At 57.4% G+C, this 14,084-nt stretch carries 13 protein-coding genes; 9 read left to right on the top strand and 4 right to left on the bottom strand.

Features of this window, described 5'->3' with window-relative positions; all coding sequences use genetic code 11:
- Positions 1 to 48: 48 nt before the first annotated feature.
- Together L8V22_RS00590 and mptB are read right to left on the bottom strand one after the other, a co-directional pair.
- Positions 49 to 978: an ABC transporter ATP-binding protein gene (locus L8V22_RS00590; RefSeq protein ID WP_238800880.1), complete on the bottom strand. Its 930-nt coding sequence runs from the start codon at positions 976 to 978 to the stop codon at positions 49 to 51.
- 6 nt (positions 979 to 984) lie between these two features.
- The gene (mptB, locus tag L8V22_RS00585; protein WP_238800881.1) at positions 985 to 2,709 is read right to left on the bottom strand and encodes a polyprenol phosphomannose-dependent alpha 1,6 mannosyltransferase MptB; all 1,725 of its coding nucleotides are present in this window, start codon (positions 2,707 to 2,709) and stop codon (positions 985 to 987) included.
- Between the two features lie 269 nt (positions 2,710 to 2,978).
- Here mptB and L8V22_RS00580 point away from each other — a divergent pair, with 269 nt between their 5' ends.
- The 9 genes from L8V22_RS00580 to L8V22_RS00540 all read left to right on the top strand — a co-directional run bounded on the left by L8V22_RS00580 (position 2,979) and on the right by L8V22_RS00540 (position 12,325).
- Positions 2,979 to 3,716 carry a helix-turn-helix transcriptional regulator gene (locus tag L8V22_RS00580; RefSeq protein WP_238800882.1) on the top strand — a complete coding sequence of 246 codons (738 nt, stop codon included), beginning with the start codon at positions 2,979 to 2,981 and terminating at the stop codon, positions 3,714 to 3,716.
- Complete coding sequence (gene sufB, locus L8V22_RS00575) at positions 3,713 to 5,152, top strand: Fe-S cluster assembly protein SufB (RefSeq protein ID WP_005324837.1); 1,440 nt, start codon at positions 3,713 to 3,715, stop codon at positions 5,150 to 5,152. Before L8V22_RS00580 ends, sufB begins: the two co-directional genes overlap by 4 nt.
- 5 nt (positions 5,153 to 5,157) lie before the next feature.
- A complete protein-coding gene (gene sufD, locus L8V22_RS00570; RefSeq protein ID WP_238800883.1) occupies positions 5,158 to 6,312 on the top strand; it encodes a Fe-S cluster assembly protein SufD in 1,155 nt (384 codons plus the stop codon).
- 30 nt (positions 6,313 to 6,342) lie between these two features.
- The gene (gene sufC / locus L8V22_RS00565) at positions 6,343 to 7,101 is read left to right on the top strand and encodes a Fe-S cluster assembly ATPase SufC (protein WP_198493085.1); all 759 of its coding nucleotides are present in this window, start codon (positions 6,343 to 6,345) and stop codon (positions 7,099 to 7,101) included.
- 45 nt (positions 7,102 to 7,146) lie between these two features.
- Positions 7,147 to 8,394 (top strand): cysteine desulfurase, encoded by a 1,248-nt coding sequence (locus L8V22_RS00560; RefSeq protein WP_238800884.1) that lies wholly within the window; start codon positions 7,147 to 7,149, stop codon positions 8,392 to 8,394.
- On the top strand, positions 8,391 to 8,843 hold the full coding sequence (gene sufU, locus L8V22_RS00555) for a Fe-S cluster assembly sulfur transfer protein SufU (protein WP_238800885.1): 453 nt from the start codon (positions 8,391 to 8,393) through the stop codon (positions 8,841 to 8,843). The genes L8V22_RS00560 and sufU overlap by 4 nt, the downstream gene beginning before the upstream one ends.
- Positions 8,844 to 9,251 carry a metal-sulfur cluster assembly factor gene (locus L8V22_RS00550; protein WP_005324830.1) on the top strand — a complete coding sequence of 136 codons (408 nt, stop codon included), beginning with the start codon at positions 8,844 to 8,846 and terminating at the stop codon, positions 9,249 to 9,251.
- 113 nt (positions 9,252 to 9,364) lie between these two features.
- Complete coding sequence (locus tag L8V22_RS00545) at positions 9,365 to 10,996, top strand: ABC-F family ATP-binding cassette domain-containing protein (RefSeq protein WP_238800886.1); 1,632 nt, start codon at positions 9,365 to 9,367, stop codon at positions 10,994 to 10,996.
- Between the two features lie 6 nt (positions 10,997 to 11,002).
- Positions 11,003 to 12,325, top strand: a complete 1,323-nt coding sequence (locus tag L8V22_RS00540; protein ID WP_238800887.1) for a DUF2254 domain-containing protein — start codon at positions 11,003 to 11,005, stop codon at positions 12,323 to 12,325.
- Positions 12,326 to 12,349: 24 nt separating this feature from the next.
- On the opposite strand, the gene L8V22_RS00535 is transcribed toward L8V22_RS00540, so the two are convergent.
- Positions 12,350 to 13,714 (bottom strand): PFL family protein, encoded by a 1,365-nt coding sequence (locus L8V22_RS00535; protein ID WP_238800888.1) that lies wholly within the window; start codon positions 13,712 to 13,714, stop codon positions 12,350 to 12,352.
- Position 13,715: 1 nt separating this feature from the next.
- Positions 13,716 to 13,985: an ACT domain-containing protein gene (locus L8V22_RS00530; protein ID WP_238800889.1), complete on the bottom strand. Its 270-nt coding sequence runs from the start codon at positions 13,983 to 13,985 to the stop codon at positions 13,716 to 13,718.
- Positions 13,986 to 14,084 lie beyond the last annotated feature (99 nt).

Genomic DNA, 14,084 nt, shown 5'->3' with positions numbered 1-14,084 from the left:
TCTTTCCTTGACACCGTTGATGGACAATGAAACTGATGCGGGTCGAAGCTAGCTGCGCAAGTGGCGGCCGGTGAGGTCAAGGAATACCTCTTCCAAGTTGCGGTGGGCCGCATCTAAGTACCGCAATAAGACTCCTTGCCGGGCGAGCTCTGAGGTGAGTGTGGCGATAGCCTCCGGCGTGCCGGTCTGGGACAACCGGTAATGCAGCGGCCGGGATTTGGTGGCTTTAATTCCGGCCGCGGCCAATGCCTCCATGTCAACGTCGATATCGGTGCTGAAACTCAATCCTGCCGAGTCCGTCTGTGCAGTAAGTTCTGCGGGGGTGCCATGGGCTACCAGCTGGCCATGATCCATGATGGCCACTTGGTCTGCCAGCGACTCCGCTTCATCCATTAGGTGGGTGGTAAGGATGATGGTGACGCCATCGCGGCGCAGTGCTCGAACTAAGTCCCAGACCGCCAGACGGGACTGTGCGTCCATACCTGCGGTGGGTTCATCGAGAAAAACCAACTCGGGCCGGCCGATGATCGCCAGGGCGAGCGATAGGCGTTGCTGTTGTCCACCCGAAAGTCTGCGATACGGGGTGCGAGCCACGCCTTCAAGCCCCAACGTCTCTAATAGCCATTGTGGGGAGATTGGGTGGGTGCTATAGCGGGCGGAAAGCTCCAACATTTCTAGCACGCGGATGCCGGAATAGGAGCCGCCGCCCTGCAACATGATGCCGACCTTTTCACGCACACTATCTGGCTCGCTACTTGGGTCGAGCCCTAGGACGTCGATAGTGCCGCTAGTGGGATGGATAAAGCCCTCTGCCATCTCAATTGTCGTGGACTTTCCAGCGCCATTGGGGCCGAGGAGACAAAAGACCTCACCTGTGGCAACGCTAAGACTCAGTCCATTGACGGCAGTGGTGGAGCCATACTTTTTCACCACGTTATTCAAGGTGAGGGCTGGGCGGTCGGCGGAAATCGAATTCACGTGGGACTAGTTTAGGACACGGATTCCGCTACGGCGCGCTGCAACCCACCACAGGGCGGCAATGACAGCGAATGTGCAGGCGGCACAAACATAGATGACGATGATGGTGCTTGGCGGAAGGCCGAGGCCGCGCGGCAAAACAAAGAAGCTCATCGCTGCGGAATAGGCTACGACGCAAAACCGGAAGATGAGCCGATTGGCCCATGCGGCCAAAGGTAGTACCGCCCACAGGATGTACCACGGATGGACTACGGGGAAGAAGATGACAAGCACTAGGGAAGCGGTGCCCAGTCCGCCGACGGGGTGGATTCGGCCGCGTAGCGTAGCAAAGAGCATGCGGGCCATGAAGGCTACTGCCAGGAGCACACCAAAGGTGCGGGTAACGGTGAGGATAGCTTCCGTGTGATCCCCAAGCCCGAGTAGCATCCCGATAAATCCTGCGCCGACACCTACGGCGGTGGAGGTAGAAAGCCATGAGCGGATAGAAGCCGCGCCGCCTTGTCCGGTAATCCATCCCAGGCTAATTCCGGTGCAAGCACTGATGAGCGCCACGGAGGCCACCAAAACCACAAGCTGAAGGGTGATCGCGAAAGCCAAGGCCTTCCAGCGTGATGTGCCTTCTTTGTCAATGAGGTGACGGGCGTAGGCCATACCGACGAAACCTAGTCCAATAAAGCCGGTAACCTTGACCATTCCAGCGCACGAGAGACAAAAACCAGAGGCTGCCAAGGCTAGATAGGCGCTGGACTTGGATTTTTCTAGACTGTCGACGCCGCGAAGTCCGAGCTCCATGCCCACCAATAACAGGCCTAGCATGATGGATTCATTATGGATTCCGCCAACCAGATGCAAGATGGTCAACGGGTTGAGGATGCCGAGCCAGAGCGCGGACTCCGGAGATACGTGGCACCTCCGCGCGAGACGGCTGATGGCCCACCCAGCGACGATGATGCCGGCGATGGAAAGCAGCCGATGGGCGATAACCCCCAAAAGAATGGAATTAGAGGTAATTACGCTCACCATGCCCGCTAGCCCCAGCGCTACCGGGCCATAGGGGGAGGGAGAATTGGCCCAGATAAACGGTACCGAGCGCGCGAGCTCATTTCCGGCGCCGAGTAGTTGTACGGGGCCTGCCGAATAAGGATCCATGCCTTGCGCCACGATGGAACCGTTAGCTAAGTAGGAATAAATATCTTGGGTAAAAAGAGGGGCGGTAAAAATCAGCGGGATGACCCAACCGGCCCACGTGCGCCACAGTTGGTGCGTGGTTACAAGCCGACGAGCGCGCGTTGGGGTGGCAGCTCCTTGCTGGGGTTGGCGCAGTGGAGTTCCCGCAAAGGGGGCGAGGAAAACCCAGGCAGAGACCAACAGGCCTACTCCCACCATGACAATGGCTGAAGAGGTCTGCAGCATGCGGGGCATAAGGGAGCCAAAAGGGACGTTGTCATAAGGGTTGCCCACCACCGGAAGCGCACCGGCGCCTAACGCGCCGAAAGCGATGAGTAGGGAACCTACGGTGCCGACCCAGCGCAGGATGAAGAAAGTTCGCCACTGCGCGGTGGTGGTGCGCTTCAGGCCATCCGCGTTGGCGGGGACAAAATCAAAACGAAAATCAGGCTCCGCAGCTCCGGTGTCCTCGGCGTGCAAGCGAGCAGACCGAGAACCAGCGGTGCCCAACTGCGGCAGCTCAGCTTTTACGCCGGATAAGAAGCCGCGGATTTTGCCTGTCATGGCATAAGACCTTACGCGAATCCTTCCTATTAGCCCCAGTGGGCCCGTCCGTAGAGTGCACGCAGCACGGATATGAACGACCAAGTGGGGTCCTGACCACCCCCGTGCCACGCCGAAGATCGGATAATGGTGGCATTCCGGAATGAATTAAGGAACACTAGTGTTGTCTAATAAAGAAGGCCTAGTTGTAGTGTGGCGTGACTCTTGGGAAACAAGGTAGACGTCGCAGGATGACTATAAGTGAGTGAAGCACGAAGGGAGGTCCCGACATGAGCACACCTCAGCGCGTTGTAACTTCGTCGAAACCGGCTAAGGAATCTCGCACAACGGATGGTGATACTCGCCGCCAAGTGATGCTTTTGCTCTTAAAGGACGGGCCCGTTACTGCTTCTCACTTGGGCGAACGCCTTGGCCTTTCTGCTGCTGGAATTCGCCGGCACTTAGACAACTTGGTGGAAGAGGAACTAACGGAGGTCGTACGCCGCCGTCCTGTCGCCCGTGGCGCTACGGGCAGCGGTTCTGGTCGCGGGCGACCAGCCAAACATTTCCGCCTCACCGATCGTGGCCGAGCACAATTCGGTCACGCCTATGATGACTTGGCCTCGGAGGCCCTGACGGCGTTGCGCGCCGTCGGCGGATCTGAGGCTGTAAAGCGCTTTGCCAAAGTCCGCTTTGAGCGCCTCGTTGCTGATGTTCGTCCCCTAGTAGATGAGGGCGAATCCGTCGAGGATGTGGCGCGTAAGCTGGCAGAGGTCTTAGACGAGCACGGGTATGCCGCCACGGTGGACCGCGCTGGTCAGGGAGTGCAAATTTGTCAACATCATTGCCCGGTCTCCCACGTGGCGGCCGAGCATCCGGAGCTATGTGAGGCGGAACAGGAAGTCTTTTCTGCTCTATTAGGCAAGCACGTACAGCCGTTGGCATCCATCGCTGAGGGCCACGGAATCTGTACCACGAACATCCCCTTGACACCCGTTAATACAAATACTGAAAGGAGCGAGTCATGACCCAGGCACAATCGGCACCCGAGAACAAGATGACCGATGATGAAATCATTGATTCCATTGGTGCATATGAGTACGGCTGGCACGACTCGGACGCGGCTGGTGCTTCTGCTCGCCGCGGCTTGAATGAAGATGTAGTACGCGATATTTCTGCCAAGAAGGGCGAGCCGGAATGGATGCTCAATCAGCGCCTGAAGGCACTCAACATCTTTGATAAGAAGCCCGTTCCCACTTGGGGTGCGGATTTGTCTGGCATCGACTTCGACCAGATCAAGTACTATGTGAAGTCCACCGAGGAGCAGGCCCAGACGTGGGAAGACCTCCCGGATGACATCAAGGCCACCTACGATAAGTTGGGCATTCCGGAGGCCGAGAAGCAGCGCCTTGTTGCCGGTGTGGCAGCTCAGTACGAGTCTGAGGTTGTCTATCACCAGATTCGTGAAGACCTAGAAAGCCAAGGCGTCATCTTCGTCGATACCGACACCGCGCTGCGTGACTACCCAGAGCTTTTCAAGGAATACTTCGGCACTGTTATCCCTGCCGGCGATAATAAGTTCTCCGCTTTGAACTCTGCCGTGTGGTCCGGTGGCTCGTTTATCTACGTGCCAAAGGGCGTGCACGTGGATATTCCGCTACAGGCTTATTTCCGTATCAACACGGAGAACATGGGTCAATTTGAACGCACCCTCATCATCGTTGATGAGGATGCCTACGTGCACTACGTCGAGGGCTGTACCGCTCCTATCTACAAGTCCGACTCCCTGCACTCCGCGGTAGTGGAGATCATCGTGAAGAAGGGCGGCCGCTGCCGCTACACCACCATTCAGAACTGGTCCAGCAACGTCTACAACTTGGTAACCAAGCGCACCAAGGTAGAAGAGGGTGGCACCATGGAATGGGTTGACGGCAATATTGGCTCCAAAGTCACCATGAAATATCCAGCCGTGTGGATGACCGGACCATATGCCAAGGGCGAAGTTCTCTCCGTTGCCTTCGCTGGTGAGAACCAGTTCCAAGACACCGGCGCCAAGATGACCCACATGGCCCCGCACACCTCTTCCAATATTGTGTCTAAGTCGGTGGCTCGCGCCGGTGGCCGCGCTGCCTACCGCGGCCTAGTGCAGGTCAACCAGAATGCGCACCATTCCACCTCCAACGTCGAGTGCGATGCGCTATTGGTTGACAACATTTCGCGTTCGGATACATACCCGTATAACGACATCCGCAATGACCACGTCACCCTGGGCCATGAGGCAACCGTTTCCCAGGTTTCTGAGGAGCAGCTTTTCTACCTGATGTCCCGCGGCATTGCGGAAGAAGAAGCAATGGCGATGATCGTGCGTGGCTTCGTTGAGCCGATTGCCAAGGAGTTGCCGATGGAGTACGCCCTCGAGCTCAACCGCCTCATCGAACTGCAAATGGAAGGATCGGTCGGCTAAAGAAAATGGTCGCTTCGAACGAATTCAATCCGGATAAGATCACCAAGGGTGACGTCTTTACCTCTACCAACGTGGAGGACTTCCCGGTGCCACACGGACGTGATGAGGTGTGGCGCTTTGTCTCCCTGCGCAAACTCCGTGGCCTGCACAATGGAGAGTTTGCAGAGGCAGTAGCCCAGGATGTCACCGTGAGCGAGCACCCAGGCGTAAGCTCTGAGACCGTCGCTCGCGACGACGAGCGTCTGGGCCGTGTTGGCACTCCATCTGATCGCGTAGCGGCACAGGCGTGGACCTCCATGTCTGAAGGCCAGGTCGTCACCATTGACGCCGAGACCCAGGTGGAAGAGCCTGTCGTCATTACTTATACCGGCAAGGGCGAGGGCGTAACTTCCTTTGGAGCCACCTCCATCGAGGTAGGCCATCACGCGGAAGCCACCGTTATTTTGAAGTACGTAGGCTCCGGCACCCACGCAGATAACGTAGAGTTCATCGTGGGCGATGGTGCTCACTTGAACGTCGTCCTTGACGTTGACTGGGAAGACGATGCGGTTCACCTGTCCAACCACGTTGCCCAGCTCGGCCGCGATTCTGTGCTGCGCCACAACTCCGCCATCTTCGGCGGCGAGGTGGTACGCATCGTGCCTCGCGTGAACTTCACCGAGCAAGGTGGCGACGCAGAGCTGCTGGGCGTGTACTTCGCTGACGAAGGCCAGTACTTTGAGAACCGCATGCTGGTGGATCACTCCGTTCCTAATTGCCGCTCCCACGTCCTATATAAGGGCGCACTGCAGGGTACTAAGGAAAATGAGGCCCGTACTTGCTGGGTCGGCGATGTCCTGATCCGCTCTAATGCACAGGGCACAGATACCTACGAGACCAACAACAACCTGATTCTGACCGAAGGCGCTCGCGCGGACGCAATCCCTAACCTGGAGATTGAGACCGGTGAAATCACTGGTGCTGGCCACGCAGCTACCGTTGGTCGCTTCGATGACATCGAGTTGTTCTACCTCATGTCTCGCGGCATTCCAGAGGCTGAAGCCCGTCGCCTCATCATCCGTGGCTTCTTCAATGAGGTCATCCACCGCATTCCGGTGCAGTCCCTGTCCGAGGAATTGGAAAACCGCATTTCCGAAGAACTGGAAAAGATCTCCGCCTAAAGCTTTCATAGAAGGAAACCCACATACATTATGTCTACTCTGGAAATTAAGAACCTCCATGCCCAGGTGCTGCCGACGGAAGAAGGCGGCGAGCCAAAGGAAATTCTCAAGGGCGTCAACCTGACCATCAACTCCGGCGAGATCCACGCCATCATGGGCCCGAATGGCTCCGGCAAGTCCACCTTGTCCTATACCATCGCCGGCCACCCAAAGTACGAGGTTACTGAGGGCGAGGTGCTGCTCGATGGTGAAAACTTGCTGGAAATGCCTGTCGATGAGCGTGCTCGCGCCGGCCTTTTCCTGGCGATGCAATACCCAACCGAGGTCCCGGGCGTCAAGGTCTCCCAGTTCATGCGCTCCGCCGTAACCTCCATTCGCGGTGAGGCACCGAAGCTGCGTGAGTGGAACAAGGAACTTACTCAGGCTCGCGAGAACCTGAAGATTGATAAGTCCTTCATCTCCCGTTCCGTAAACGAAGGCTTCTCCGGCGGCGAAAAGAAGCGCCACGAGGTTATGCAGCTGGATATCCTCAAGCCCAAGTTCGCAGTGATGGACGAGACAGACTCCGGTCTGGACGTTGACGCCTTGCGCATTGTGTCTGAAGGAATCAACAGCTACCAGAAGGAAACCAATGGTGGCATCTTGATGATTACCCACTACAAGCGCATTTTGAACTACGTAAAGCCGGACTTCGTCCACGTCTTTGCTGATGGCCAAGTCATCAAGACCGGCGGCGCTGAATTGGCAGACCAGCTCGAGTCTGACGGCTACGACCAGTTCCTCAAGTAAGGACCGACCACTGGCCGGTCACCCGCGACTATCCAAAGAAGAGTCATGTCTGGATTTGATGTAAACGCAATTAGGGAGCAGTTCCCGATTCTCCAGCGCACCGTCCGTGGCGATAAGCCACTGGTGTACCTGGATTCGGGTGCCACCTCCCAGCGCCCGCTGCCGGTGTGGAAGGCGGAAGAGGAGTTTGTGTTGCACACCAACGCTCCTGTCCACCGTGGTTCCTATCAGCTGGCGGAAGAGGCCGACGATGCCTACGAGTCTGCACGGCAAGCTATCGCCGCATTCGTAGGCGCGGACCGCGACGAAATCGCCTTTGCCAAAAACGCCACCGAGGCCCTGAACGAAGTTGCCTATGTGCTTAGCGACGAACGCGCGGGGGACCTCTACGTTGGCGAGGGCGATACCGTTGTGATCACCGAATTGGAACACCACGCCAACTTGGTGCCGTGGCAGGAGCTATGTGCTCGTACCGGCGCTACGTTGAAGTGGTACTCCGTGACCGAGGACGGCCGCATCGACCTCGATTCGCTTGAGCTCGATGATTCCGTCAAGGTCGTTGCGTTTACCCATCAGTCCAATGTGACCGGCGCTGTGGCAGACGTAGAGGAACTGGTGCGGCGCGCCCGCGCGGTTGACGCCATGGTGGTGCTCGACGCCTGCCAATCAGTACCGCATATGAAGGTAGATTTCCACGCTTTGGACGTGGACTTCGCGGCCTTTTCCGGACACAAGATGTGCGGTCCCAGCGGCGTTGGTGTGCTGTACGGCAAGGATGAGCTGCTCAAGAAGCTGCCGCCTTTCTTGACCGGTGGCTCCATGATTGAGGTTGTCAAGATGGAAGAGACGACCTTTGCCGAGCCACCTACGCGCTTTGAGGCGGGCACGCAGATGACCAGCCAGGTGGTTGGTCTCGGCGCTGCAGTGAAGTTCTTGGAGGAAGTGGGCATGGACAATATCCATGCGCACGAAAAGAATCTCACCGAGCGCGCATTGCGCCAGCTGAGGGACATCCCGGGTCTGCGCATCATCGGCCCAGATACCACTGAAGATCGCGGCGGCGCCATCTCCTTTACCGTGGAGGGCGTCCACCCGCACGACTTGGGCCAGGTCCTCGATGACCACGGCGTGTCCATCCGCGTTGGTCACCACTGCGCATGGCCATTGCATCGCGCCTGCGGCGCGCAGTCTACCGCCCGTGCTAGCTTCTACCTCTATAACACCGAGGAAGAAGTAGATAAGCTGGTGGACGCAATCAAGGCTGCCCGTGAATTCTTTGGAGTTGCCTCATGAACCTAGATTCGATGTACCAGGACGTCATCCTGGATCACTATAAAAACCCCCAGCATGCCGGTCTCAGGGAGCCATATCAGGCTGAGGTTCACCACGTGAATCCCTCCTGCGGCGATGAGCTGACTCTGCGCGTGCGCCTTTCGGATGACGGCAAGACCGTAGAGGACGTCTCTTATGACGCGGAAGGCTGCTCTATTTCGCAGGCTTCTACTTCGGTTATGGCTGAAGAAATCGTTGGACTGCCGCTAGCAGAAGCCAATGAGAAGCTGGCCGAGTTTGAAAAGATGATTACCTCTCGCGGACAAGAAGAAGGCGATGAAGACCTTATTGGTGATGGCGTTGCCTTCGCCGGCGTATCCCAGTATCCGGCGCGCGTAAAGTGCGCGCTTCTCGGGTGGAAGGCTTTCCAGGCTGCTTCTGCCGATGCACTAAATGAAGTGGAGAACTAGATGACCGAACCCGTAGATCCTTATCAGAACGAGAATTCTTCTTTCTCCGGCAGCGGCGAGCGTCCGGAGCAGACCGAAGAGCAGATTTCTAAGGCCTTTGACGTCACTGAGTTTATGCGTGATGTCATTGACCCTGAGCTCGGCATCAACGTCGTGGACTTGGGCCTTGTCTATGACCTCTGGTTTGAAGAAGACAATGGCAAGGAGATCGTCATGATCAACATGACGCTGACCTCGCCGGCCTGCCCGCTGACCGATGTCATTGCGGAGCAGGTGGAAGATATCGTCAAGGCCAATAAGTTGGCTGATGCCGTGCGTATCAATTGGGTATGGATGCCGCCATGGGGCCCGCAGATGATTACTGAGGAGGGCCGGGAGCAGCTTCAGGCCCTCGGCTTCGCGGTCTAAGAACGCGCAAACCTAAACGCCCTCAGCAGCCTCTTTCCTCGATTAGGAAATCGACTGCTGAGGGCGTTAGTGCGTCTTAGCGTCGGCAACGTCAATTGCTAGACTGTTTCTTCGTGATTGTAACCAATGATTTCGAAGTCAGGGTAGGAGCGCGTACGCTTCTCGACGCCCCCGGGCAGCACCTGCGGGTACAACCCGGCGACCGTATCGGCCTCATCGGCCGCAACGGCGCAGGCAAGACGACGACTATGCGCATTTTGGCAGGAGAGACGGAGCCCTATGGTGGCTCTGTAACTCGTTCGGGCCCCATTGGTTATTTGCCCCAGGATTCCCGCGAAGGAAATATCGAGCAGACCGCGCGCGAGCGCGTTCTTTCCGCACGCGGATTGGATGATCTCAAGCGCCGCATGGCGAAGCAACAAGAGCTCATGGAAACGGCCACGGATGATAAATTCCGAGACAAAGCCATCCGCAAGTATTCCCGCTTGGAGGAGCAGTTTGAGTCCCTGGGAGGCTATGAAGCTGATTCCGAGTGCGCGCAGATCTGCGATAACTTAGGCTTGCCGCAGCGGGTACTAGACCAGCAGCTCAAGACCCTCTCTGGTGGCCAGCGCCGCCGTGTGGAGTTGGCGCAAATCCTCTTTGCCGCAACTGAAGGATCGGGTAAATCCCAGACCACGCTGCTCCTGGATGAGCCGACCAACCACCTGGACGCAGATTCTATTACGTGGCTGCGCCAATTCCTGTCCAAGCATGAGGGCGGGCTCATTATGATTTCTCACGACGTCGAGCTGCTCGAGGCCGTGTGCAATAAGGTGTGGTTCCTTGATGCGGTCCGCGGCGAGGCGGATGTGTACAACATGGGGTATAAGAAATACCTCGATGCTCGTGCAACCGATGAAGCGCGGCGTCGCCGAGAGCGGGCCAATGCGGAAAAGAAAGCCTCCGCGTTACAAAAGCAGGCAGCTAAGTTGGGCGCGAAGGCAACCAAGGCCGCTGCAGCTAAGCAGATGCTCCACCGCGCTGAGCGCATGATGAGCGAGCTTGATGAGGTCCGTGTGGCCGATAAGGTAGCCAATATTAAGTTCCCTGAACCAGCGCCCTGCGGAAAGACACCCATGAATGCCAAGGGCCTGACCAAAATGTACGGGTCCCTAGAGGTCTTCGTCGGGGTGGATTTGGCCATCGATAAGGGTTCGAGAGTAGTGGTTTTGGGCTATAACGGCGCGGGTAAAACTACGCTGTTGAAGTTGCTGGCCGGGGTGGAGCGAACCGATGGCGAAGGCGGCATCGTCAGTGGCCACGGCCTGCGTATTGGCTATTTTGCGCAGGAACATGACACCATCGACCCGGATAAGTCCGTGTGGCAAAACACCATTGACGCGTGTCCGGACGCGGATCAACAGGAATTGCGGAGCCTGCTTGGCGCCTTCATGTTCTCCGGCGAAAAGTTGGAACAGCCGGCGGGCACTCTCTCTGGCGGTGAGAAGACGCGCTTGGCACTCGCCGCCCTAGTCTCCAGCCGTGCGAACGTGCTGCTTTTGGATGAGCCGACCAATAACCTGGATCCGATTTCGCGCGAGCAGGTACTCGATGCGCTAAAAACCTATACGGGCGCCGTGGTTCTGGTCACACACGATCCAGGCGCGGTCAAGGCTTTGGATCCCGAACGCGTAATCATCATGCCAGATGGCGACGAGGACTTGTGGTCCGATGACTACATGGAGATCGTGGAGATAGCTTAGGAAAATATGAAGACGCTACTGGAGAGGATGCCTGCCTGGTGGGAGAAGTTTTGGCTAATCCCTGCAGTGGCGGTGGCCCTTGCCGCCGTCGGCGCGGAATTGCTGATCGCGATCGGTAGCAACTTCCGCGTGGCAGCCACGCCCTTTTATGATGGCAGCGCCGATAGTGCCCAAGGGATTCTAAGCGCGGTAGCAACCTCGTCGCTATCCCTTGCTGGCACCGTTTTCTTCATTACGCTGACCGCACTTTCTGGTGTTGTCACAGTGATGGGGCCGCGCCTGCTACATGAGTTTTTAAAGGATCGCTCTATACAATCTACCCTGGCGATCTATCTTGCAACCTTCATTTTTGCCCTTCTTTCTTTGCGCGCGGTGCAAACGGGCGGTAGTGGGGAAGAAGAATATGTTCCTTCCTTGAACGTTGCCGTCACGGTGCTGCTGGCCATCGCCTGTGTAGTCTTCCTCATTTATTTCATTGTTCATATCGCCCAATCGATCAGCATGTCTCACGTAGTTCACGTGGTGGCCCAAGACGTAGAGGACCACATGCGCCGGCTCATCCGGCGGGGCGAGGAGGAAAAGGCAGCCAAGGCTCCAGGGACAGAATTTTACGTGGATGCGGAAAAGCGGCGCAGCAGTGGAACTGGCTACCTGAAGTTCGTCGACTATGACGCCATCGCGCAGGCAGCGGCACGGGAGAATTGTGCAGTGCACCTCGGCGTGGCGCCGGGTGACTTGGTACTGGAGGGCGAGGTCATCGCGCACGGCGTGCCGCGCCTGCCGGAAAATGTTGAGCGCCACATCGTGCTCACACAGCACCGCGAGAATGCCTCAGCCCACGACCCTCGCTTTACCGCCCGGCACCTGGCGGAGATTGCTGCCCGCGCTTTGAGTACTGGTGTCAATGATCCGTATACGGTCATCGATATCATTGACCGCTTTACCCAGATCCTCACCGTGATCGGGGATAAGCGGCTTCCGCAGGGCATTGTGCACGTTGACGGTGAGTTTCGGCTCGATTACCAAACGTTCAGCTATGAAGAAATCGTGGAGGCGATGTTCACGCAGATTCGGCGCGACGCCGCCGATAACGCGGAGATTTACCTCAGCTTGCTGGATAACCTGGCCAAGGTCGTGGCCCTTTTGCGCACTGCTGAGCGCCGGAGCGTGCTTGCCGACGCCGCCCGAGCCATCTACTCCGATGCCCGCCGCCAAGTTGGCGGCGAGGTGGAATTAAAGCAGCTGGAATCTTCCTACCAGCATTTCCAGGACAACCTAGCCGAAAGGGCGGAGTCGGAGAAACCCGGCGAGGAGCGCGCGGCAGACTAGGCCGCGGCGCGTTTGCCACGGGCCTTAGTTGCGGAATCCGTGTACCGGAGCGGGGATGAAACCGCCGCGGTTAATGAACTGCGCGTTGCCCACTTCATTGACTGGGATAACGGGTGCGTAGCCGAGAAGGCCACCGAAGCTAACCTCGTCGCCTACCTGGGCGCCTGGAACCGGGATGACGCGCACAGCGGTGGTCTTATGGTTCATCACGCCAATGGCGGCCTCATCGGCGATCATGCCCGAGATTGTCGCGGCCGAGGTATCGCCTGGCAGTGCAATCATATCGAAACCCACCGAGCAGATAGCGGTCATAGCCTCTAGCTTGTCCATGGAAATGGAACCGGACCTGACCGCATCGATCATTCCCTTGTCTTCGGAGACCGGAATGAAGGAACCGGACAATCCACCGACGCGGGAACAAGCCATCATGCCGCCCTTCTTTACGGCGTCGTTAAGCAAAGCCAATGCAGCGGTAGTACCGTGCGTGCCCACTTGGTCTAGGCCCATGTGCTCAAGGATATGGGCAACCGAATCGCCCAATTCAGCGGTAGGGGCAAGCGAGAGGTCGATGATGCCGAAGGGAACGCCAAGGCGTTCAGAGGCCATGGTGCCCACCAGCTGTCCGGCGCGAGTGATCTTGAATGCTGCCTTCTTTACCTCTTCTGCGACCTGGTCCAAGCTGGCGCCCTCGAGAGAACCCAAGGCGCGGTCAACGACTCCCGGGCCAGAAACACCCACGGAGACCACACAATCGGGCTCCTCAATGCCGTGGAAGGCACCAGCCATGAATGGGTTATCGCCCACGGAGTTGGCAAAGACCACCAATTTTGCGCAGGCAATAGCGGAATCGTCCTTGCTAAGCTCGGCGGCTTCCTTGATGACCTCACCCATCTTCTTTGCCGCATCCATATTGATGCCGGCACGGGAGCTGGCGATATTTACGGAGGAACAGACGACATCCGTTGTAGCCAGCGCCTCAGGAATGGAGCTAATGAGCTTCTGCTCCGCGGTGGTAGCGCCCTTTTCAACTAAGGCAGAGTAGCCGCCCACGAAGTTGACGCCAACCTCTTTGGCTGCCTTGTCCAGTGCCTTTGCTGCATCAACGGGGTTTCCTTCGACGCCGGCCACCACCAAGGAAATGGGGGTGACGGAAATGCGCTTATTCACGATGGGGATGCCGAGCTCGCCCTCGATGCCTTCGCATACCTCAACAAGCCGTCCTGCCTGTTGCGTGACGCGGTCATAGATGGCCTGGCAAGTAGCTTCCATGGTGGAGCGGGTGCATCCCAGGAGCGAGATGCCCATGGTTACGGTGCGAATATCGAGACGATAGTTCTCAATCATCTCGATGGTGTCCAAAATATTGGTGGTATTAAAACGGGTGCTCATATTAAATTTCATTCATGGCGGTGAAGAGGTCTTCGGACTGAATGCGGATGGACTGGTGCTTTTGCTCCGCCACGGGGCGCATTTTCTCCTTGATGGTCTGGATGGAGACCTTATCGGCATCAAATTCGACGCGCAGGATCATGGTGAAGTACCCGCCCATGAGTGTCTGAGAGACGTCGATGACGTTGATATCGAGTTCTGCAAGGGTAGTGGTCACCGCGGCGATGATTCCGGTGCTATCGGCGCCGGTGACGGTCATAATGGCATACATGCGTGCAATTCTAACCGCTTGGTGGCCAAGCCGCGGTGATTTTCCTGCGCCGTAAAACCGGCGCCTCAGCAAAGAAGCCGTCTGCGCGTAGGCGGCAAC

Source organism: Corynebacterium yonathiae, assembly GCF_027570195.1.
GTDB classification, from domain to species: domain Bacteria; phylum Actinomycetota; class Actinomycetes; order Mycobacteriales; family Mycobacteriaceae; genus Corynebacterium; species Corynebacterium yonathiae.
This window is presented reverse-complemented; position numbering and strand designations above follow the sequence as displayed.